This window comes from Streptomyces xiaopingdaonensis, from assembly GCF_000262345.1.
GTDB classification, from domain to species: Bacteria; Actinomycetota; Actinomycetes; order Streptomycetales; family Streptomycetaceae; genus Streptomyces; species Streptomyces xiaopingdaonensis.
Window position 1 is genome coordinate 12,731 of the sequence record NZ_AJTQ01000148.1, and the last position, 21,645, is coordinate 34,375.

Annotated in this window: 19 protein-coding genes; 9 read left to right on the forward strand and 10 right to left on the reverse strand. The window is 72.8% G+C overall.

What is annotated here, in order from left to right; genetic code table 11:
* Positions 1-22 precede the first annotated feature (22 nt).
* The 3 genes from UWG_RS0112020 to UWG_RS0112030 all read right to left on the reverse strand — a co-directional run bounded on the left by UWG_RS0112020 (position 23) and on the right by UWG_RS0112030 (position 6,424).
* Positions 23-3,118: an SAV_2336 N-terminal domain-related protein gene (locus tag UWG_RS0112020; protein ID WP_237720060.1), complete on the reverse strand. Its 3,096-nt coding sequence runs from the start codon at positions 3,116-3,118 to the stop codon at positions 23-25.
* A 65-nt stretch (positions 3,119-3,183) separates the two neighbouring features.
* Positions 3,184-4,233: an AAA family ATPase gene (locus UWG_RS0112025; protein WP_016907461.1), complete on the reverse strand. Its 1,050-nt coding sequence runs from the start codon at positions 4,231-4,233 to the stop codon at positions 3,184-3,186.
* 82 nt (positions 4,234-4,315) lie between these two features.
* Positions 4,316-6,424, reverse strand: a complete 2,109-nt coding sequence (locus tag UWG_RS0112030; RefSeq protein WP_016907462.1) for a VMAP-C domain-containing protein — start codon at positions 6,422-6,424, stop codon at positions 4,316-4,318.
* Positions 6,425-6,584: 160 nt separating this feature from the next.
* Here UWG_RS0112030 and UWG_RS0112035 point away from each other — a divergent pair, with 160 nt between their 5' ends.
* Both UWG_RS0112035 and UWG_RS33030 read left to right on the forward strand, forming a co-directional pair.
* Positions 6,585-6,965: a CU044_2847 family protein gene (locus UWG_RS0112035; protein WP_016907463.1), complete on the forward strand. Its 381-nt coding sequence runs from the start codon at positions 6,585-6,587 to the stop codon at positions 6,963-6,965.
* Positions 6,966-6,967: 2 nt separating this feature from the next.
* The gene (locus tag UWG_RS33030; protein ID WP_157838552.1) at positions 6,968-7,153 is read left to right on the forward strand and encodes a hypothetical protein; all 186 of its coding nucleotides are present in this window, start codon (positions 6,968-6,970) and stop codon (positions 7,151-7,153) included.
* 165 nt (positions 7,154-7,318) lie between these two features.
* Here the strand turns inward: UWG_RS33030 and UWG_RS0112045 are convergent, their stop codons facing one another.
* On the reverse strand, positions 7,319-8,149 hold the full coding sequence (locus tag UWG_RS0112045) for a helix-turn-helix transcriptional regulator (RefSeq protein ID WP_016907465.1): 831 nt from the start codon (positions 8,147-8,149) through the stop codon (positions 7,319-7,321).
* A gap of 103 nt (positions 8,150-8,252) precedes the next feature.
* On the opposite strand from UWG_RS0112045, the gene UWG_RS0112050 reads away from it, so the two are divergent.
* The 6 genes from UWG_RS0112050 to UWG_RS0112075 all read left to right on the forward strand — a co-directional run bounded on the left by UWG_RS0112050 (position 8,253) and on the right by UWG_RS0112075 (position 13,771).
* The gene (locus tag UWG_RS0112050) at positions 8,253-9,101 is read left to right on the forward strand and encodes an NAD(P)-dependent oxidoreductase (RefSeq protein ID WP_162130078.1); all 849 of its coding nucleotides are present in this window, start codon (positions 8,253-8,255) and stop codon (positions 9,099-9,101) included.
* Positions 9,102-9,381: 280 nt separating this feature from the next.
* Complete coding sequence (locus tag UWG_RS0112055; protein ID WP_016907467.1) at positions 9,382-9,702, forward strand: hypothetical protein; 321 nt, start codon at positions 9,382-9,384, stop codon at positions 9,700-9,702.
* A 29-nt stretch (positions 9,703-9,731) separates the two neighbouring features.
* The gene (locus UWG_RS0112060; RefSeq protein ID WP_016907468.1) at positions 9,732-10,508 is read left to right on the forward strand and encodes an SDR family NAD(P)-dependent oxidoreductase; all 777 of its coding nucleotides are present in this window, start codon (positions 9,732-9,734) and stop codon (positions 10,506-10,508) included.
* An 862-nt stretch (positions 10,509-11,370) separates the two neighbouring features.
* Positions 11,371-11,550 carry a DUF6104 family protein gene (locus UWG_RS0112065; RefSeq protein WP_016907469.1) on the forward strand — a complete coding sequence of 60 codons (180 nt, stop codon included), beginning with the start codon at positions 11,371-11,373 and terminating at the stop codon, positions 11,548-11,550.
* Positions 11,551-11,850: 300 nt separating this feature from the next.
* A complete protein-coding gene (locus UWG_RS0112070; RefSeq protein WP_016907470.1) occupies positions 11,851-12,699 on the forward strand; it encodes a DUF4097 family beta strand repeat-containing protein in 849 nt (282 codons plus the stop codon).
* A gap of 1 nt (position 12,700) precedes the next feature.
* Positions 12,701-13,771, forward strand: coding sequence for a PadR family transcriptional regulator (locus UWG_RS0112075; RefSeq protein ID WP_016907471.1), 1,071 nt, complete (start codon positions 12,701-12,703; stop codon positions 13,769-13,771).
* Between the two features lie 560 nt (positions 13,772-14,331).
* On the opposite strand, the gene UWG_RS0112080 is transcribed toward UWG_RS0112075, so the two are convergent.
* From UWG_RS0112080 to UWG_RS0112105, 6 genes are all read right to left on the reverse strand, one after another.
* Complete coding sequence (locus tag UWG_RS0112080) at positions 14,332-14,955, reverse strand: GNAT family N-acetyltransferase (RefSeq protein ID WP_016907472.1); 624 nt, start codon at positions 14,953-14,955, stop codon at positions 14,332-14,334.
* A gap of 185 nt (positions 14,956-15,140) precedes the next feature.
* Positions 15,141-16,103 (reverse strand): zinc-binding dehydrogenase, encoded by a 963-nt coding sequence (locus tag UWG_RS0112085; protein ID WP_016907473.1) that lies wholly within the window; start codon positions 16,101-16,103, stop codon positions 15,141-15,143.
* Positions 16,104-16,198: 95 nt separating this feature from the next.
* Positions 16,199-16,777 (reverse strand): Uma2 family endonuclease, encoded by a 579-nt coding sequence (locus UWG_RS0112090; protein ID WP_016907474.1) that lies wholly within the window; start codon positions 16,775-16,777, stop codon positions 16,199-16,201.
* A 142-nt stretch (positions 16,778-16,919) separates the two neighbouring features.
* The gene (locus UWG_RS0112095) at positions 16,920-17,681 is read right to left on the reverse strand and encodes an amino acid ABC transporter ATP-binding protein (protein ID WP_016907475.1); all 762 of its coding nucleotides are present in this window, start codon (positions 17,679-17,681) and stop codon (positions 16,920-16,922) included.
* Positions 17,678-18,679 (reverse strand): amino acid ABC transporter permease, encoded by a 1,002-nt coding sequence (locus UWG_RS0112100; protein WP_016907476.1) that lies wholly within the window; start codon positions 18,677-18,679, stop codon positions 17,678-17,680. The genes UWG_RS0112095 and UWG_RS0112100 overlap by 4 nt, the downstream gene beginning before the upstream one ends.
* A 50-nt stretch (positions 18,680-18,729) precedes the next feature.
* On the reverse strand, positions 18,730-19,605 hold the full coding sequence (locus UWG_RS0112105; protein ID WP_016907477.1) for an ABC transporter substrate-binding protein: 876 nt from the start codon (positions 19,603-19,605) through the stop codon (positions 18,730-18,732).
* Positions 19,606-20,323: 718 nt separating this feature from the next.
* Between UWG_RS0112105 and UWG_RS0112110 the strand changes: the two genes are divergently transcribed.
* Positions 20,324-21,520, forward strand: a complete 1,197-nt coding sequence (locus UWG_RS0112110) for an NAD(P)-dependent malic enzyme (protein ID WP_016907478.1) — start codon at positions 20,324-20,326, stop codon at positions 21,518-21,520.
* Positions 21,521-21,645: the final 125 nt, after the last annotated feature.

The following is a 21,645-nucleotide window of genomic DNA, read 5'->3' on the forward strand; positions in this document are numbered from 1 at the left end:
GGGCCGTGCCTCGGGTTCCGGCTCACCGCGTCGAGTCGTACCCCCAGGGGTCGATGTCGCCTTCGAGGAGGCGGACGCGCCGCCGTACGAACTCGGTCTCGGCGGCGCTGAGTCGGGGAGGCGAGCCGGTGGGCCCTGGCTCCGCGGCGAGGAGTCGCGCCTGTTCGGCCGCCGTGCGGTAGCAGTCGAGCGCGGCGCTCGGACGGCCCGCGGTCTCCGTGGCGCGGCCGCGCGACAGCAGGGTACGGAAGAGCTCGATCCGCGCGGTGCGCAGGTCCGCCGGCGTGCCGGTCGCGTCGTCCAACGCCTCGTACGCGGCGGCGGTCGCCCGCGCCAGCGCCTCCTCCGCCTGCTGACGAGGCGGCTCCGCTTCCGGGAAGGCGCCGTACGCCTCGGCCAGCAGCCGCCAGTACTCGGCCCGGCGCAGCGGTTCCTCCGCTTGGTGGGCCGCGCTGTGCAGGAGGTGGGTCGCCTCGTAGAGGTCGGGGAGGAACGCGGCGGTGCGGTAGCGGCGCAGGAGCGCGTCGGCGAGGAGGCGCTGGAGGTGGAGGGTGATACCGGCGCCCTGCGGTGCGCCCGTCAGCGCTTCGTGGAGGAGGCCCTCGGCGCGGTGCGGTTCCTCCATTTCGCCGAGCCTCAACTCTCCCCATTCGGCGAGGAGTTCGCACCGCCGCAGCGAGTAGCGCCCGCAGTGCTGCTCGGCCTCGGCGTAGCAGCGTTCGGCGTCGGGCCAGCGGGAGGCGGCGCGGTGCGTCCGCGCCTCGGCGAGGGCCGCATGGAAGCGGAGGGCGTGGTTCTCGCCGGCGGCCTCGCGGGCTTCGGCGAGGGTGCGCAGGAGTTCGGTCTCGGGCGCCTCGGCCGCGCGCAGCGCGGCGGCGCGGTCGAGGAGCGCCGCAGCGGAGAGGCGCCCGCGGGCCTCCGAGTGCCCGGCGTACTCGGCGAAGAGCCCGACGGCCTGCCCGCCCCACTGGCGGCGTTCCGGGGCGTCGCCCGCCGTGCGCGCGAGGTCGAGGAGGACGCGGGCGAGCGCGAGCGCGTCGGCGCCCTCGGAGTGCTCCCCGAGCCGCAGCAGTTCGTCGCGAGCGGCGAAGAGGTGTGCGCGTCCGGACGTGGCTCGCCACAACGCGTGGTGGACGGCGGCGCGTTCGCGTCCGGAGGCGGCGTCGTCGTCGCGGAGCAGGTCGAGCGCGCGGGACAGGAGGGTCGGCGCTTCCGGTGCCGGGCGCGCGTCCGCGTGCGCGTGTGCCTGGGTGCGGAGGGTGCGCGCCAGCAGCAGACGCGCGCGCCGGTGCACGCCGCGAGCCGCCTCCGGCGCGTCGAGCACGCTCGACGCGAGCGCCACCGCGTGCCGCAGCCTGCGCGCGCCCTCCGCGTAGCGCGGGTCGGGGCGCTCCCGCAGCACCTCCTCGACCTCGTCGAGCATCTGCTCCTCGGCGGCCCCGGACGCGGTGAACCCGGCGGCCCCCGTCCCGAGGAACCGGTCGACGACCGCCTCCGGCACCTGCGCGAACAGCTCCTCACCGCCCGGCGGACGCCACGCGGCGGCGCCCCACTCGTCCTGCCCCTCCGACGGTTCGTCGCCGCCCGCGAGCCGAAGCGCCGCGAGCGCCGGGAAGTTGCGCACCCCGCGCCCGAAGTGCTGCGTGACGTACTCCGAGACGTGCTTGAGGACGAGCAGCGACGTGTCGCGGTCGAGCGAGTCCGCGAGGAGCTCGGCGACGCCGGGGGCGTAGCGGTAGCGCGGACCGCCACCGCGCTCGGGCAGCCGCTCCAGTACGCCGCCGAGGAGGACTTCGGCGAGCTCCATCGGCCCCGTGTCGGGGAGCATGGCGCGTTGCACGAGTTCGATGACGGGCGGCAGCAGCGGCACGGCCGTGAGGTGGGCGGCGAGTTCGACGGCGCCGGGCGAGGCGCCGGCGAGGAAGTCGTCGAGGAGCCGGTGCGGATCGTCGACGGCGCCGGTGCGCGGGCGGACGGGCGGGTAGGCCTGGTGGACGCGGGCCGCGGCGCCCCTCGTCGTCTGCGGTGCCCGACTCCCCATCATGCGCGCCCAGTTCGCCAGCGCGCCGGGCACGGGGAGGAGGACGGGGACGGCGTGCGCGCCGGGGCGTGCGGCGGGCCCGCGGTCGGCGCGGAAGAGGACCCGGCCGCCGCCCTCCATGCGGCGCAGCTCCCCCGACTCGGCGGGGAGCGCCGTACGCGGCCACAGCCGCGGCGGCAGCGGCTGCACGAGGGCGACCGGGGCCGGGCCGCGGCACCAGGCGTGGAGCATCCGCTGCGCCGCGCCTTCCTCCCAGAGCCGCCCCGCGCAGTCGCTGAGCAGCAGCGTGAACCGCCGGCCCGAGACGTCGCCGAACTGCCCCGGTGGGCGGAGCCCGCCGTCCTCGAGCCGGGGCGAGGTGCTCACGGCAGGCGTTCCGCCCGGGGTGCGGTGCAGGTAGAAGGCGCGGACGTCCCGGAAGGCGCCGGACTGCTCGCAGCTCTGCCGGAGTTGCTCGAAGGCGAGCCGCCACACGGAGGACGTCGGCGAGGCGTCCATCACGAGCTGCATCTCCGTCGTGCGGGCGCGCGACGGCGCGAAGACGGGCGTGAGCGCGCCGGAGCGTGCGCTCGCCTCGGCGGAGGCCCGCTCGTCGAGCCGATGCGTGCGCCGGCGCACCTCGGGGACGGGTGGGCGGTAGCGGGCCAACGGCCGCAGGGCGCGCTGGAATTGGAGGAGCCCGGAGAGGGCGCTGACGGCGGGAGCACGCACCCGCTGGAGCGAGGGATCGTTCTCGGCGCCCGCGGACGGCGGCGCGGGCTCCTCGGGACGCGGCGGCGTGCAGAGGTCGGGCGGGTGCGTCTCGGCGGACGGCGGGATGAAGAGCGGGACGTCGTCGGCGGCCCCGGGGGCCGGCGGTTCGGGCGCGGCGACGCGGGCGTCCGGGAGCGGTGCGGGGAGGCCTGCCGTCTCGGGTGCGTCGGCCGCGTCGGGCGCGGGCCGGGGCGCCGGCGGCCGGGGGGCGACGTGCCGGGCGAGCCAGACGGCGTCGGCGAGCGCCTCGGCGTCCGGCTCCCAGGAGAGGGCGGCGAGCCGCGTGGCCAACTCGGCGAGTGGTGCGAGGGGTTCGCCGCTCACGACGGGCCCGAACGGTGTCCGCGTGGGCCCGCACGCGGTGGCGCCGGCTCGGTCGGCATCGTGGGTCACTCCGTCTGGTCGAGGGGGCGGAGCAGCATCTCGGCGAGACGCTCACGGGTGAGGCGCTCTGCCCCCTCGGCCTGCTGGGTGAGGTAGAGCGCGTTGAGGAGTTGGTCGGTGGCGACGAGGCTGCCCGGATCGCGGTCGAGGAACCGCTGCACCAGCTCGCCGCCCTCGCGGAGCGCTTCCTCGCCGAGGTGCGCCGCGACCATGGCGGCGAGTTGCCGCTCTCCCGGCGGCTTCAGCTCCAGGTGGATGCAGCGCCGGAGCATGGGGGCGGGGAAGTCGCGCTCGCCGTTGGAGGTCATCACGATGAAGGGGAAGACGCTGCACTCGACGCGCCCCCCGCGGACGGGCACCCGCACCCCGTCGTCCGTGAGCACCTCGGCGACCGGCTCGCGGTCGGCGACGCGCTCCAGCTCGGGGATGTCGAACCGGCCCTCCTCCAGGACGTTGAGAAGGTCGTTGGGCAGATCGATGTCGCACTTGTCCAGCTCGTCGATGAGGAGCACCCGGGGCAGCCCGTCCGCGGTGGGCAGCAGCGCGGTGCCGAGCGGGCCGAGACGGATGTAGGACCCGAGGGGCGGATGGCTCACAGGGCCCTGCTGGACCGCCCTGTCGAGCTGGACGTCCTGCAGGCGTCCGAGCGCGTCGTAGTGGTAGAGGCCGTCGGCGAGCGCGGTACGGCTGACGATCGGCCAGCGGAGCACCCGGCCGAGCCCCAACTCGTGGGCCACGGAGTGCGCGAGGGTGGACTTGCCGGTGCCCGGGTTGCCGGTGACGAGAAGCGGGCGACGCAGGTAGAGGGCGGCATTGACGGCCTCCACCTCCTCCGGGTGCGGATGGAGGTTCTCGACGAGCTGGTGCCGCACACGCTCGGCCCCGAGACGGCGCGCCGTGTCGCCGGTGTCGGCGTGCCCGCCCGGCTCCGCGGTGTCGTCGGCCTGCGGGGGGTCGTCGCGGGAGGTGAAGTCGCGCCAGGGCGGCGGGTCGGGGAGGCGGCGGATGTCGTCGTGCCGCAGGCCCACGCCGCGGTAGATGCGCCAGTCGCTCACGCTCGCTCCTCACGTGCCTCGTCGAAGTCGCCCGCCGTCGTGCGGGCTTCCCCTCCATCGCTGTGGATACCCGCCCACGCGGCTACCGACCGGTTCTCGTCCGATCTCCCGGGCCCCCTCGCCGCCGCGGCTCACCGAGCGGGCCCGCACCGCGGCGCTGCCGCTGAGGCGGATCGTAGAGGAGCGAGAGACGCCGTGCACAGGCTGCCTCGGTACCGTTCCCCTCCTCGCCGCGTCTGCGCAACTCCCGTACGCGTGCGGGGAGTCCTGCGGCCTGCACCGACTCGTCGAGGAGACTGCTCACGAGCTCCAGTTGCGCGCCCCCGGTCGAGGGCGCCCCGGACGGGTCCTCGCGCAGCCAGAGTGCGACCGCGTACCCCGCGTCCATCGCGGCGTCCACCGCGCGGGCCGCCGCGCCCTGGGAGACCCCGGCGTGGTGGAGCGGGACTGCCGTCGGCGCGAGGCGGTCGAGCGGCTCGAACTCGCCTACTGCCGCGGGAAGTTCGTCCGGCTGACGCCGACCGGCACGCTCGGGGAGCAGCGGGTGGGCCTCCATCGGGCCGCGGCTCACCCCCTGCCACCGCTCCTCGCGCACCGCCGCCTCCTCCTCGGGCGGGTCCGGGCTGCCGACGGTGCGCTGCCAGTCGCGGAGCACGACGCTGCGGTGGAGGCCGAGCCGCTCGCACGCTCCGCCGTCCGACGTCCGTACCTCCCACCGCTCCACGGGCAGGTCGAAGAGCTGCCGCGGCACCACGAACTCGACGGCGGCGAGGTGCGTGAAGGCGTCCCCCAGGTCGAGCGCCGCCGGCAGCGCCGCGCAGATCGCCTCGCGCAGCCGGGAGCGCGCCACGGCTCGACCGCCGACCTGCTGGACGCGGTGGTGCCCGCGCGGCCGCAGCAGCTCGATCTGCCAGGTGTGCGTGCCCGGTTGGGAGAGCTCGGGGTGGATGACGACGCGGACGTCGGCCCGCGCCGACGCCGCCCTGGGGTCCTCGGCGAGCAGATCGGCGACGCGGCCGCGGATCACCTCGTTCTCCACCCGCAGCCCCGTCTCCTCCACCCATGCGGCGAGCGCGTCGAGCGCGTCCGCGGGGCCGCGCTGCTCCCAGGCGAGCGCGGCGCAGACCTTCGCCGCGTAGACGACGACGGCCTCCAGCTCCATCCCGGGTGCGCCGGCGCCGCCCGGGACGCGGCCGTCGTGCGCGTCGTAGAGAAGTCCTGCGCCCTCGCGCCAGCTCCGTGGCCGGTACTCGCGGACGTTGTACGAGGGACGCAGTACCGCGTCCCTGGCCTCGTTGGCGAGCTCCAGCACCTCGCCCGCGGTGCGCGGGGCCGGGAGCCGGGCGAAGAGTTCGTAGAGCGCGGTGCGCAGCTCGGGCGTGAACGTCCCGTTGCCGCGGCCGAGTCGGGGCTGGATACGGGGCCAGCACTCGCCGGGTGCGAGGAGCCGGTCGCGGTGGTACCTGTCGTGGGCGCCGAGTACCTCGTGGAGGACGCGCGCGCCCGCGGGGGTCTCGTCGCAGAGTGCGCGCAGCGCGGTGACGGGGGTGGCGACGCTCCCCGTCGATTCGGCGCCCTTGCAGACGCCGATCACCGCGCCCCGCTCCAGATCGACGACGGGGCCGCCGGAGCAGCCCGCACGCAACTGCCCGCCCTGCACGACGAGATGGCCGCCCCGGCCGCCGCTCACCGAGCCGACGCTGGGGTGGAACTCGACCCCGCCGCCCGGCACCTCGATCCATCCGTAGAGGCCGCAGCCGGGCGCGGGCGCGAGGGTGGAGCGGTCGCTCAGCCAGAGGCACTCGGGGTCGAACGGGTAGGCGGCGGAGACCCGCACGAGGGCCAGGTCGGGGAAGGGCCAGGCCCGGGTGCGCACCGCATCGGGGGCGGGGAGGGAGAAGACGAGCTCACCGTCGAGCACCTCCTCCTCGGCCGTGGTCACGGCGACCGGTGCGGCTCCGCGCCAGGTCTCCTCGCCGCCCGCGGCCGCGACGTGGCCCGCCGTCAGTACCCAGCCCGGTGCCACGAAGAAGCCGCTGCCCCAGAACTTCCCCGCGGCGCCGCCCGGTTCGCCGGGCGCGCCGATCCGCACCACGGAGGGGCGCACGGCCTCCCCGAGGATGTCCGCGGGACCTCCCCCCGACGTCATCGCGCACGGGCGCACCGCTGCCGCGCCCTGCCCGCCGTCCACCACTCGTCCATGCGCCGTGCTCGCCCCCGTCCGCCGTCGTGAAGGGACAGGCTAGTCCCGGTACTCCGCGGACGGGAGGGTGCCGGCGGTCGCGAGGGGCAAGGATGGGGACGCGTGGCGCGGGCGGCGGCGGGCCGCCCGCCGCCGAGAGGAGGACGGTGTGGAACCGATCATCCAGGAGATCGAACTCCCCGGAGGCGGGCGGGTGCTGGCGAGGGTGACCGTGCCGGACGACGCCGAGCTGCCGGACGGCGCGGAGGACGACGGGTTCGGGTATCGCGACGTCGGCGCGGTCGACCGGCTCTCCGCCCGCGTCGAGCAGCTCAACGAGGTGATCGCCGGCGTGGGTACGGCGGTACGCGGCGCCGCGGCGGCCGCGGCGCCGCACGAGGTGACCGTAACGTTCGGCGTGGAGCTCGCGCTGCGCCCCGGCCGCACGGTGGCGCTCCTCGCCGACGGGGAGAGCAAGGCGGCGCTCTCCGTCTCGCTCACCTGGCGCGGGGAGCCTCCGCAGTCTTCGCCGCCACCTCGCACGCGTTGACCATGAGGCAGGCGAAGACCGCGGCGAGCAGCACGACTTCGGCGACCGAGTTCAAGGCGCGGCAGGAGTTGATCGGCCTGGCGTGGGCGTGCATCGGAAGGGAACTCCTCGATCAAGTCGATGCGGGGGAAGAGCGATCGGCAGGGCGTAAGCCGGTGGCTGTTTTCGCGTCGACCGGGAAGCAGTGAAGGGGCCTTCTCTGCCAGACGCGCTGCCCTCGTCAGGAGGCGGGAGACACCAACGACCCGCCGGGCACGCCCCGTTCGGGAGACACTGACGAATGTCAGCACCGTCCGACCTGATCGGCTGTCCGCACCGCGGCCGGCCAGGGACGCCGCCGTCGACCGACCGTCTCAGCCGATGAGCGACTGAGTTCCTACGACGGTGAGCAGGGCCAGGCGCTCGGCGTCTTCGGTGTCGGGTCGGGCGGTATAGGCCATGATGCGCAGGTGGTTACCGGCGACGTGCAGGACATCGCAGTCGAGGGTGAGCGTGCCCACGCTGGGGTGGTCGATGGTCTTGCGGCTCGAGTGGTGCTCTGCGGTGGCGCCGGTCTCCCATAGTTCGGCGAAGTGGCCGCTACGCCGCCGCAGTTGAGTGATCAGCTCGCTCAGCGCTGCGTCGTGCGGGTAGAGGGCACTGGTGCGGCGCAGGTCGGCGGCGAGCAGTTCTTGCAGGGCGCCGTTGGACTGGGGGGTGTGGCGTACGCGGGTGGTGGAGGTGACGAACGCCCGCCACGCGGCGTTGAGGTCCGGCCCCGAAAACGCTCCTATCAGCGCGGTGTACAGCGGGTTGGCGAGGAGCTGGGTCCAGGTGGCGTCGTAGACGGCGACGGGCGTGGTGTGCAGGCGGTCGAGGAGGCGGTGGACACCGGGGGTGATGTGCCGGGGCACCGTTCCGGGGCCGGGCACGGCGAGCCCGGCGAGGCGGAACAGGTGCTCGCGTTCGTCGTCGTCCAGGCGCAGGGCGCGGGCGAGGGCTTCGACGATCTGCGGGGAGGGGTTGCGGGCTCGCCCCTGTTCGAGGCGGATGATGTAGTCGGCGGAGATTCCGGCGAGCTGGGAAAGCTCCTCCCGCCGGAGCCCGGGTGCGCGTCTGCGGCCCGTGCCGGTCAGACCGGCCTGGTCGGGTGTGGCGCGATCACGCCAGGCATGCAGGGCCTCGCCGAGAGCGGTGGAAGGCATACCGCCATGGTGACAGAAGCAGCTTTTACTCAGCCTGGTACCGGTAATCCCAGGAAAGCGCGTCTACTACCTAATCACCCCGATAATGCGGACGTTGGTGTTCATGAACGCCACCACAGCATCGAACGCTCCCCTTGTCGCCGGATTCATCGGCCTGGGCGACCAGGGCCTGCCGATGGCCCGCGCCGTCGCCGAGGCCGGCTTCTCCTTGACAGCGTGGGCCCGGCGCCCCGCATCCCTGGAACCCCTTGCCGGAGTCCCCCACCAGGTGGCGGATTCGGTCGAGGAACTGGCGGCCTCCTGCGACGTCGTCGCCCTGTGCGTGGGCACGGACGAGGACGTCGAACGGCTCGTCACCCAGATGCTGCCCCATCTGCGTGAGGGCGCGATCGTCGCCAACCACGGCACCGGCGTCCCCGCAACCGCCGTACGCCTGACCGAACGTGGTGCGCCGCATCAGGTCGCCGTGCTGGACGCCCCGGTCAGCGGGGGCCGCCCGGCGGCCGAGGAGAAGCGCCTGACCTGCATGGCCGGCGGCCCGGATGCGGCGTTCGAGCGGTGCCGCCCGGTGTTCGAGGCGTTCTCCGCGCACGTTGTGCATCTCGGGCACGCCGGTGCGGGGCAGACAGCGAAGCTGTTCAACAACGCGCTGCTGATGCTCAACCAGCGCTCCGTCGCCGACATCGTCGCCCTCGCCGCCCAGCTGGACGTGGACCTCGATGCGCTGGTGGACGTCCTCGAGCTCGGCAGCGCCTCCAGCGCCGCGCTGAGCCTTTTGAACACGATGGTCCGGCCCGACAACGTCGACCATCTCTCAGCGGTGGAGGCACTGGACATGGAGCTGTTCGAGCAGGCCATGTCCGATGCCGGCGTCGAAGCGGGCGACGTCACCGAACGGGGCCTGTCCGGGGCCCGCGGCCTGCCCGCGCTGCTGACCCGCCTGAACAGCTGATCCCCGCCATGGACAGCATCAACGAGACCACCCAGCTCGTCCTGCGTGAACGCCGGAGCAGGGACCGCGGCTGGTACGAGCAGACGGCCGCCCGCTGCAGCGCCGACAGCCGCATCGGGACGAGCTGGTTTTCCGGCAGCGGCGCCGACTGCACCGCACGCACCCGGGCCACGGCCGAGCGCGGCGACATCGCCGTGCATCGCCTCGGCCCGCCCACCGTCCACGTCGACGGCGAGAGGGCGCCGGCCGAACTGCCCCTGGTCACCGATGGCACATCGGCGTGGACGGAGTCGAGGCCGACCTCGCCTCCTCCTGCCGCTCCCAGTACCGCTCCCGCCGCGAGGCGGACGGGGTACGGCACATCGTCGCCCTCACCTCCACCTGCAAAAAGCACACCCCCAGCCCCGTCCTACCCGGCACGACGGTGCACCCGGACACCACCGAGCCCCCCGCCCACCGGTTCCTGTCCTGGTTCACCAACCGCCTGGACTACCCACTGGACAGCGACGACCTCGGCGACGACCAGCCCGACGACGGCGCAGAGCAGTCCCGCAGCGAGCCCACCTGGCTGCACCAGACCCCCACCGCCCCGGCCGCCTGACGCCGGAGCTTCGAAAGGACACACCCCTCATGAGCAAGCTCGCTCTCGTCACCGGCGCCACCTCCGGCATCGGCAAGGCGTTCGCCGAACGCTTCGCCGGCGACGGCTACGACCTGATCATCGTCGGCCGCCGCCAAGACCGCCTCCAGGAGTTCGCCGACAGCCACCCCGGCACGACCGTTCGCACCGTCACCGCCGACCTCTCCACCGCCGACGGCATCGACCTTCTCGCGCGGATCTGCGCCACCGAGCCGCTGGACATGCTCGTCAACAACGCCGGCGTCTCCCACTACATGCCCCTGGCCGACCTGCCCGCCGACAAGGCCCAGGAACTCGTCAACGTCAAGGTCCTCGCCGCCACCCAGCTCATGCGCGCCGCAGTGGGCCCCATGCAGCAGCGCGGCACCGGCACCATCCTCAACGTCGCCGGCATGATCGCCTTCTCCGGCCCCGCCGACAAGAGCGTCATGCCCCGCCGCGCCGTCTACGCCGGCACCCTGGCCTACCTGGTCGCCATGACCCAGACCCTGGCCGCCGAGGTCGAAGGCTCCGGCGTCACCGTCGGCGTGGTCTGCCCCGGCGTCGTTGCCACCGAATTCCACTCCTCCCAGGGCCTGGACATGAGCGCCGTTCCCCGCATGAGCGCCGACGACCTCGTCACCGGCGCCCTGCGCGGCCTGGAACTCGGCGAAACCGTCAGCGCCCCCGGCGTCGAGGACTACCAGCTCCTCCAGGACGTCTTCACCGCCGACCTCGCTGCCTTCGGCGGCCAGGCCCCCACCCTCGCCACTCGCTACACTGAGTAACCAGAGCAGGGCGGGTGCTTCAGCCGCACCCTCCCAGCACTCGGGCGCCGCACCCTGGGCGAGGGCGCAGGCAGCCGGCGCGGCGGAGGTGGCCAACCCCGCCGGCTGGTTCACCACCGTCACCGCACGCGTCTGCCCCGACCTCCTCGGGGCCCGCGAGCGGCACGGCGAACTCCCCCTGCTCGCAGAGGAGATACCGGACGGGCGGCTCGACGCGGAAGAGGCGTTCCTCCGCCGCGAGCGGGTGTCGCGGGCGCTCCTCGTCCTCCTCGACGAACTGTCGCCGAGCCGGCGGGCGGCCTCCTCTCCGCCCTTCCCTTCGCCGACGTCGCGGAGGTCCTCGGCACCAGCGCGGGCGCGGCGAAGAAACTCGCGAGCCGTGCGCGCATCAGGCTGCACGCGGCGCCGCCGGCCGCGTCGGACCCGGACGCCGAGCACCTCGCCGTCGTCGAGGCGTTCCTCGCGGCCGCGCGCGGCGGCGACCCCGCACGGCTCGTCGCGCTGCTCGCGCCCGGCGCCGTCCGCACGGTCGATCCGCGGCTGCTCCCCGAGGGCGCGCGGACCCGCGTCGGCGGGGCCGGGGAGAGCGCGACGAGGGTATTCGCCGGGCGGATCGCCGTCGCGGCTCCGGTGCTGGTCCCGGGCGCCCGGGCGCGGTCGTCGCGCCCGGCGGGCACGCATGGGCGCTGATCCGCTTCCGCCTGGAGGCCGGGCTCGTGACGAAGATCGACATCGCACCCTGCGTGCCCGGAGCGATCTCGCTCGGCGGCTGAGTACCGCCCGGTGGGCGGCGGTGAAAGGCGCTCCCGGCAGCGCGGAGAATGGGGGTCCGAGAGACGTCGTACCCGACAGGAGCAGCACCGTGTACTTCACCGACCGAGGCATCGAGGAGCTCGCCGACCGGCGGGGCGAGGAGGAGGTCACCCTCGGCTGGCTGGCCGACCAACTTCGCGCCTTCGTCGACCTCAACCCCGACTTCGAGGTGCCCGTGGAGCGGCTGGCGACCTGGCTGGCGCGGCTGGAGGACGAGGACGACGAGTGACCTCGGGGCTGGACGCCGGTGAAGGTGCGGACGTGAACTCGGGGCGCTCACCGGCGCGTTGAGCCGCGCGCGGTGGCGGACGCGAGCGGGTTGCGGCCGTCGGCGACGCGACATATCGTGTCTTGGCGAGGATGCGATATGTCGCCGTCTCGCGGTGGCACGGAGGTGTCCCGCAGCGGTTGCGGACGGCGCCGGGGAGTCCCGGCTCCTGTTTGGAACCCGTGCGGGGCGGCCGAGTCGGGCCACCGCCGTCGGCCCCTGCGCGTCCACGCGTCGTACGCAGAGCCCAGGGGGAGCGCCATGGCCGAGCAGAGCCGGTGGATCGACGGTCCGCAGACGGTCGTCTTCGAGGCCGTCGACGCGGTCGACATCCGCCTCGTCGACGGCGCCGTGAACATCGTCGGCACCGAGGAGAGCACCGCGAGGCTTGAGGTGGAGAGCGTCGAGGGTCCGCCGCTCCGCGTGGACCGCAGCGGCGACCGCCTCACCATCAACCACGGCGAACTCACCTGGCACGGCCTCCTCGACTGGCTCGATCGCAAGGACACGCGCCGCTCCGCGCGCCTCACCCTCTCCGTGCCGCGAGCCTCGGCTCTCCGCCTCGGCGCCGTCTCCGCGCACGCCGTCGTCTCGGGGCTGCGGGGCCGGGCCGAGCTCCAGTCCGTCTCCGGGGAGGCGACCCTCGTCGGGCTCTCGGGCGCCGTCTCGGCGCACACCGTCTCCGGGTGCGTGGAGGCGCAGGGCCGCCGCGGTTCGCTCCGCTTCCACTCCGTCTCCGGGGACCTCACCTCCGTCGAGGACGCCGGCTCCGCGCTCCGCGCCGACTCGGTAAGCGGTGCCGTCATCGTCGAGCTCGGCCGCGCCCCGGACGCCGCCACCGACGTCGAACTCACCACGGTCACGGGCGAGGTGGCCGTCCGGATGCCGCGGCCCGTCGACGCGGAGGTGCAGGCGAGCAGCTCGTCCGCGGTCACCTGCGACTTCGAGAAGACCTCCCCTTTCCCGTGGCCGGGCGCGCACAGCCTGCGCCGGACCTACGGCAACTCCGCGGGGCGGTTGCGCGCCGGCAGCGCCTCGGGTCCCGTCGCCCTCCTGCTCCGCCCGCCGTCACCGGCCGACGCCGAACCGATCGTCCTCGAGGAGCGCTGAGATGCCCCCAGTCTTCGCCCACGGCCGGCTCCGCCTCTACCTGCTGAAGCTCCTCGAGGAGGCCCCCCGGCACGGCTACGAGATCATGCGCCTGCTCAAGGAACGCTTCCAGGGGCTCTACGCCCCCTCGGCGGGCACCGTCTACCCGCGCCTCGCCAAGCTGGAGGCCGAGGGACTCGTCACCCACACCACCGAGGGCGGCCGCAAGATCTACGCCATCACTCCGGCAGGCCTGGAGGAACTCGCCGAGCGCAAAGCGGAGTTGGCCGAGCTGGAGCTGGAGATAGGAGCCTCCCTCTCCGCCCTCGCGGCCGACATCCGCGAGGACGTCCGCGGCTCCGCCGACGACCTGCGTCGCGAGATGCGGCAGCGCATGCAGGGCGGTCGCCGCTCGGCGAGCGACGAAGAGCGCCCTTCCGGCGGCACCGAGCATCTCTCGGCGGACGGCGAAGCGTGGCGCAGGGCCAAGGAAGAGGCCCAGCAAGCCAAGGAGGCGTGGAAGGAGCAGGCGCGCCAGGCGAAGGACGAGGCCCGCCGCGCGAAGCGCCAGGCGGAGAAGGAGCGCGAAGCGCACCAGGACGCCGTCGAGGAGTTGCAGCGCGTCGCCCGTCGGGTGCGCGACCAGGTCCAGAGCGGCCGCCGCGCAGGGGACTGGGCGACGGCGCTGCGCGACGGGATGGCCGAATTCACCCGCGAGATGGACCGGTGGGGCCGGCAACACGCCTCCGCCCCTGCCCCGGAGGCCCAGAGCGCACCCCCGCCCGAACGCCACGAAGAGGCAGCGCCGCGGCCCGACCCGACCTGGGGCGAGGAGGTCCTCCAGGACGACCCGGCGCGCAGCCTGGAGCGCCTCCTCGACCGCTTCCGCGACGACATCCGCGACGCCGCCCGTGACACCGGCGTCGACGAGCGCCAACTCCGCGAGGTGCGCCGCCGACTCTCCACCACGGCCGCCCACCTCGGCGCCGCACTCCGCGATCCCGACGCGTATTTCGGCCCGGACGGCCCGGGTGCGGCCCAGGCGGAGAAGCCGACCCCCGAACCACCACCGGGCGACGGCCCGTCCGACTGAAACTGCATCGCGTTCGGTCGGGACCGTCCGGCCGCGTGACTCCCGGCCTCGGCCGACTGTTCGTCCAACTGCGACTGTTCCGCGTCCGGTTGGCGTCCGCCCGGCTCTTCGGCGCCCGTCCCGCTGGACGGACCCGGCATCACTCGACCTGCCCGGTGCCCTGCTGAGGCAACACGGGCCCCATACCGGCATTACCCGCTGGACGACCAGCCGAACTGCGCCTCACCCGCATCCAGTTGCGTCAGCCCGACACTTCGACGCCTGACCCGTCCGACGACCCGGCACCACTCAACCTGCCCGGCGCTCAGCTGACGCGGCACAGCCCTCTGCCGCCACGCCCGCCGGACAACCCGCCCAACTGCGCCCATCCCGCGCCCAATTGCGACAGTCCGACCCGTCGACACCCGCCCACCGGACACCCCGCACGACGGCACCCAGCCTGACCGGCTGCACCGACGAACGACCCCGAGCCGCCCACCGAACCGGACGACCGCGGCCCCTCCCGGCCCCGGCACCGACTGACAGGCCAGGCACCGTCCCGCGCCCGCCTCGACGCACGTCTAACTTCCCCCGGGCTCCCGCCACATGGGCCACATCAGCGGGCCGTCGAACGGCAGCCTCACGGGCGCGGACGTCTCCACGAACCCGTAGTGGAGGTAGATCCCCCGGCTGTGCTCGTTGCTCGCCTCCAGGTAGGCGGGGAGGCCCTCGCGGTCGCAGCGGTCGAGCGCCCGGCGCAGCAGCCGCCCGCCGAGTCCTGTGCCCTGGTCCTCGGGATGGACGGCGATCGCCTGGAGGTAGACGTGGTCGGCCGTCGGATGGTGGTCGCCCGTCGCCTCGCCCAGCGCCGGCAGCCGCGCGTTGCCGGGGTCGACGCGGCCGAGGGCCTCGTCGAGCTCGTCGCCGCCGGCCAACTCCCCGCCCGACGACCGGAACCAGAGGGCCACCGCCCGTGCGTCGGCGGCGAGTTCAGCGGTGCCGTGGCGCGCCGACACCGCGAGGAACGTGCCGAAGAGCCGCGGGTGGGCCGCCTCCCTGTGCGCCTCGTCGGGGAAGACCCAGCGGCTCACCGGGTCGTCGCGGAAGGCGACGTGGAGGAGGTCCGTGACGGCGGACACCTCCTCCGGCCGCACCTCGCGCGCGTCTCCCCCGTGCCCGGCTCTCTCCGTCCGCCGTACGTCCATCCGTTGCAGCCTCCGCTCCGCTCTCCGAACCGTCGCCGACTGCTCTACCGGTGCGGGGCGGCGCACACAAGATCTGCACCGCAGCACGGTCGGGAATCGGCCGCCGCCGCACCGCACACGGCAGGGGCTCGACGGCCGAACCCGGCGCACGCAAGGCAGCGCACCACCGGCCGCGGAAGACCGGCTCAGACGGTGAGCACCAGCTTCCCGAAGTGGTCGCCCTCCGCCATCTTCCCGAACGCGTCGCGGGCGCGATCGAGCGGATGCGTGGAGTCGACGACGGGCCGCACGCCCTTGGCGACGCAGAAGTCGAGCAGGGAGGCGAGCTCCTCCTTGGTGCCCATCGTCGAGCCCGCGACGTTCAGCTCCAGGAAGAAGACGCGGTTGAGTTCGGCGGCCGAGGGGTTGGGCCCGCTCGTCGCACCGGAGATCACCACGGTGCCGCCGGGCTTCAGCGACTTCAGCGAGTGCGACCAGGTGGCGGCACCCACCGTCTCGATCACGGCGTCCACGCGCTGCGGCAGCCGCGCCCCCGTCTCGACGGCCGCCTCCGCGCCCAGCTCCTCGGCACGCTTGCGCTTCGCCTCGTCCCTGCTGGTCGCGAAGATCCGCAGCCCGGCGGCGGCGCCGAGGACGATCGCGGCCGTGGCGACGCCACCGCCCGCGCCCTGGACGAGCACGCTGTCACCGGGGCGGACGCCCGCCTTGGTGAAGAGCATCCGGTACGCGGTGAGCCACGCCGTCGGCAGGCAGGCGGCTTCGGCGAACGACAGCTCCTTCGGCTTCGGCAGCAGGTTCCACTCGGGCACGGCGACGCGCTCGGCGAACGTCCCCTGGTACCGCTCGGTGAGGATCGAACGCGGCTCCTTCGGGCCCACGCCGTGCCCGCTCTGCCCGATGACGGAGTGGAGGACCACCTCGTTGCCTTCGGCGTCGACGCCTGCCGCGTCGCAGCCGAGGATCATCGGCAGCGACTCCTCGCCGAGCCCGACACCGCGCAGCGACCACAGGTCGTGGTGGTTGAGGGAGGCAGCACGGACGGAGACGGTCGTCCAGCGGTCCGGGGCAGTGGGCTCGGGGCGCTCGCCCAACTCGAGGCCGTCGAGCGGCCGATCCTTGTCGATGCGCGCGGCGTAGGCAGCAAACATGATCCAGACGCTACGCCGACGGCGCGCGACGCGGAAAGCCCTGCACCGCGCGAGCGAGCCAGATCACCCGGTGGTCCTGAGGCCAGCTCCCTCCTTCACTGGAGGTGCTCCGCCAGGAACCTGGTGTCGAGCTTGACCTTCACAGGCTCCGGGAGCACCAGCTCCTCCCCGAAGGGCACAGTGTGAAGGTCGCGGTAGCCGAAATCGCCAGGGCCGGAGTGAATGGTGGCGGTCCCCGCCTGTCGGTCGACCAGGAAATAGACGGGGATGCCTGCCGCAGCGTAGGCGGCGGGCTTTTGCCGACGGTCGCGCGCATCGGTGTCGTGGTCGTAAGAGGTAACCTCGACCGTCATCAACACACCCTCGGGGTCGGCCCATTCGCCCTTACCAAGAAAGTGACCGTCGAGCGCAAGCGCCCCGTCCGCCCGAGCGCGCCCTTTTCGGTACGCGGCTACCTTGAGCCCGCGGTCCGGATACAGCCACAAGTCAGGCCGCTGCTGCATACAGCAGCGCATCAGCCATTTGATGATCTCGTCGTGGTCCCCGTCGGGCACGCTCTTCACCCCGATCCGTCCTTCGAGGAACTCCAGGGTGACGGTCTCGGGTGCCGCGGAGGCGATCTCCTCGAACTCCTCCGGCAGCATCTGGGCTTCGCGCTCGGCCATAACCGTCATGGTGCCCCTCCTTCTGTGTCGGACTCCAGTCTCAACACGAGAGCACCTCATATCCGGGGAATCGTCCCCGGATCCTCCGATCGAGGGAACCCGACCCGAGCTCTCGGTGACCGATACCGCTCGGGAGTCAACACAGCCGCCCTCACAGCACCTTGGACAGGAACGACCGCGTCCGCTCGTGCTGCGGGTTGCCGAGCACCTCCCGCGGGTGCCCCGACTCCACGACGACGCCGTCGTCCATGAAGACGAGCGAGTCCCCGACCTCCCGCGCGAACCCCATCTCATGGGTGACGACGATCATCGTCATCCCTTCGGAGGCGAGGTCCCGCATCACGTCGAGGACCTCACCGACGAGCTCCGGGTCGAGCGCGGAGGTCGGCTCGTCGAAGAGCATCAGCTTCGGCTCCATCGCCAACGCACGGGCGATGGCGACGCGTTGCTGCTGCCCGCCGGAGAGCTGGGCGGGATAGCTGTCGCGCTTGTCGCCGAGCCCCACCCGGTCTAGGAGCGTCACCGCGCGCTCGCGCGCCGCGGACTTCGACTCCTTCTTGACGCGTACGGGCGCCTCCATGACGTTCCCTGCCGCCGTCATGTGCGGGAAGAGGTTGAAGCGCTGGAAGACCATCCCGATGTCCCTGCGCTGCGCGGCGACTTCGCGGTCCCGCAGCTCGTAGAGCTTCTCGCCCTGCTGCCGGTAGCCGACGAGCGTGCCGTCGACGTAGAGCCGCCCGGCGTTGATCTCCTCCAGGTGGTTGATGCACCGCAGGAACGTCGACTTGCCCGAGCCCGAAGGGCCGACGAGGCAGAAGACCTCCTCGGGCGCCACCTGAAGGTCGATGCCCTTGAGCACCTCGACGGGACCGAACGACTTGTGGACCTGCTCGGCCCTGACCATCGGGGTCATGCGTGCTCACCTTCCCGGGCGGGGCGCCTGTCGTGCCAGGTGAAGAGGTTGCGCCGCACCTTCTGCCAAGGCGTGTCGGGGAGTTGGCGGCTCGTCCCGCGCGCGTACCGCCGCTCCAGGTAGTACTGGCCGATGCTGAAGACGGTGGTGATCGCGAGGTACCAGACGGTCGCGACGAGGAGCAGCTCGACGACGGAACCCGAGGTGTTCCCGATGTTCTGCGCCTTGCGCAGAAGCTCCTCGAACATCACCACGGCGCAGAGGGAGGAGGTCTTCAGCAGGTTGATGAACTCGTTCCCCGTCGGGGGCACGATCACCTTCATCGCCTGCGGCAGCACGATCCGCCGCATGTTCTGCGCGCTCGTCATGCCGAGCGCCTGGGACGCCTCCGTCTGCCCCTCGTCGACCGACTGGATACCGGCCCGGCAGATCTCGGCCATGTACGCGGCCTCGTTGAGCCCGAGCCCGAGGAGCGCCGCCATGAACGGGGTCATGACGTCGGTCATCTCGTTCTTGTAGATCGGCCCGAGGTTGAGGACGGGGAAGATCAGTCCGAGGTTGAACCACAGCAGCAGTTGGACGTAGACGGGCGTACCGCGGAAGAACCAGATGTACCCCCAGGCGACGGAGGAGGTCACGGGGTTCTTCGACATCCGCATCACGGCGAGGACGATCCCGAGGACCAGCCCCATCGCCATCGCCAGGATGCTGACGAGGAGCGTGTTCTTCGCTCCCTCCAGCACCTGGTCGTCGAAGAGGAATTCGCCCAGCGCGCTCCACTGGAGGTCGGCAGAGGCGAGCGCGTTGACGAAGAGGACGACGAGTGCGAGCACCACCAGGGCCGCCAGGTAGCGGCCGTAGTGGCGCACGGGTATCGCGCGTATCTCCGCGGGAGGGACCGTCGTCTTCCCCGGTCCGGTGTTCTTGCTCGGGGACGGCGTCCCCGGGGACGGCGAGGCGTCCTCGGGTTCCGCCTGCCCGGCGCGGTCGGCTGTCACGGGTGTTGCCTCTTCTCGGATTCAGCCTCGGGTGACGGCGTCGCTGCCGGTCAGGAACCGGCGTTGACCGTCGCCTTGTCGACGGCGCCGTCCTCGACGCCCCACTTCTTGAGCGCCTTCTCGTAGCTGCCGTCGTCGATGATCTCGGAGAGCGCGGCCTTGAGCGCCCCGCGCAGCTCCGGGCTGCCCTTGGGGACGGCCATGCCGTACGGCGCCGACTCCATCTGCTCGCCGACGACCTCGAAGTCGCCGCTCTCCTTCGCCGAGTTGGCGGCGACGGGGAAATCGGAGACGTCGGCGGCGACGCCGCCGGCCTTCAGGCGGACCCGGGCCTCGTCGTCGTTGTCGAACGCCTCGATGTCGAGCTTCTTCTCGCCGTCCTTCTCGCACTTCTCGATCTGCTGCTTCAGCAGGGCGTGCGAGGTGGTGCCGCGCTGGGTGGCGACCTTCTCTCCGCAGAGGTCGTCGAGGGCCTCGACCTTCTCGGGGTTGCCCTTCTGCACGAGGATCGAGCTGCCGGCGCTGAGGTAGTCGACGAAGTCGACGCCCTTGCCCGCCTTCTTGCCGTTGTCGTCGAGGCCCTCCTGCCGCTCCTTGGTGTCCGTCATCGCGGACATGATCATGTCGAAGCGGCCGGTCTGCATCGAGGTGACGAGCCCGTCGAAGGTGCCGTTGGTGAACTTGAAGTCCACGCCGAGCTTCTCGCTCATGGCGTCGGTGAGGTCCGGGTCGAGCCCGACGATCTTCTGACCGTCCTTGTACTCCATGGGCTTGTACGCGGCGTCGGTACCGACCTCGATGACGCCCGCGTCCTTGATGTCCTTGGGGAGCTTGTCGTAGAGCGGAGCGTCCGAGCTCTTCCCGGAGCCCTCCGCCCCCTCGGTCTGGTCGCCGCAGCCGACGAGCAGCAGCGAGCCGGCGAGCACTGCGGCGCCTACCGCGGCTATCCGACGGCGCGGCGCGGATGCGCGTGAGGGTGTGCTGACGGTCATCGCTTGGTCCTCCTGCGGATCTGTCCAGCCGAGCGGTCGGGCATGCGCCTTCGGATGTCGCGACCATGGAATGGAGGAATCCTGCCATCCGCGTAGACAGATCCAGGTCCAGGTGAAGTCAAAATCGGATAACGGACTGGCGTATCCGAAAACGGAACGAAGATCGGCCGGCACGGGACTCCCCGCCACCCGTGGGCATTCGCGAGCGGGCATCACCGCCGCGACCAGCGCTGAGACGTCCGTCACGCTGCCACTCCCCTACCCGCGGGCTGCCCGGTGTACTCCGCCGCGCCCCTGCTCCCCCCGATACGCCCCCTTTGCACCGTTCCTTCGGGGAAGTTGGCCCGGCTATGCACCAATTCCCTGCACCATAGGGGGAGTTGTCCGCCACGACGCCCCGCAATCGAGCCTCGCTCCCCTCGATTCACGCCAACCACCCGACGTACAGCGCGCCACCCGGTCGTCTCCCGCCCTCGTCTTCCGGTAGAAAGGTCGATTACACCCCTCACCCGGGGACCAGGGCGCGTGTGCGGCGCGCCCGGCGCCCGCGCAACCTCCCGCACCCGCGGCGAGAGGCGGACGTGGTACCCGCCCGCTCCCCCACCAGGGAGCGCTCACCCTCACGCAGCTTTCCGACAAAGGGGTTCAACCAGTGGCAGCGGAGATCGTCAACAGCAACGAGGAGCTCACGGGCGACGTCGTCGACCCGGCCTTCGCTCTGCACAGGGGCGGCAAGATGGCGGTGCGCGCCACCGTCCCCGTGCAGAACGCCGACGACCTGTCCCTCGCGTACACGCCGGGCGTCGCCAAGGTCTGCAGCGCGATCGCCGAACAGCCCGAGCTGGTCTCGGAGTACACCTGGAAGTCGCAGGTGGTTGCGGTCGTCACGGACGGCAGCGCGGTGCTCGGCCTGGGCGACATCGGTCCCGAGGCGTCCCTCCCCGTGATGGAGGGCAAGGCCATCCTCTTCAAGCAGTTCGGCGGCGTCGACGCGGTCCCCGTCGCGCTCGACGCCCGCGGCGCCGACGAGATCGTCGAGACCGTCGCACGCATGGCACCGTCCTTCGGCGGCGTCAACCTGGAGGACATCTCGGCGCCGCGGTGCTTCGAGATCGAGGCGAAGCTCAAGGAGCGCCTCGACATCCCGGTCTTCCACGACGACCAGCACGGCACCGCCATCGTCACCCTCGCCGCGCTGCGCAACGCGGCGAAGCTCGCGGGCAAGTCGCTCGGCGAACTCCGGGCCGTGATCGGCGGCGCGGGCGCGGCAGGCGTGGCGATCGCGCGCATCCTCACCGAGGCCGGCATCGGCGACGTCGCCGTCTGCGACCGCAAGGGCATCGTCTCGGCGGACCGCGAGGACCTCACCGAGGTCAAGCGCGACCTCGCCTCGTTCACCAACAAGAGTGGCAGGACCGGCTCGTTGGAGTCCGCGCTCGCCGGCGCCGACGTCTACGTCGGGGTCAGCGGCGGCACCGTGCCCGAGGAGGCCGTGGCCACCCTGGCGAAGGACTCGTTCATCTTCGCCATGGCCAACCCGACGCCGGAGATCCACCCCGACGTCGCGGGCAAGTACGCCTCGGTCGTGGCGACGGGCCGCAGCGACTACCCGAACCAGATCAACAACGTGCTCGCCTTCCCCGGCGTCTTCGCCGGTGCCCTCCAGGTCGGCGCGACCGACATCACCGAGGGCATGAAGCTCGCCGCGGCCGAGGCCCTCGCAGCCGTCGTCGCCGACGACCTCAGCGCGGAGAAGGTCATCCCCTCCCCCTTCGACGAGCGCGTCGCGCCGGCCGTCACCGCCGCCGTCGCCGCCGCAGCACGCGCGGAGGGCGTCGCGCGCCACTGAGCCGTACGCCGCCCGGCACGGACGCCGCCCGTCCCGCACCGCGGGGCGGGCGGCGCGCTTCGTAGGACGCGCGCGGGCGTACGCGCGACTCCCCTGCCGTCGCCGCGTGTTCGACCGTCTACCGG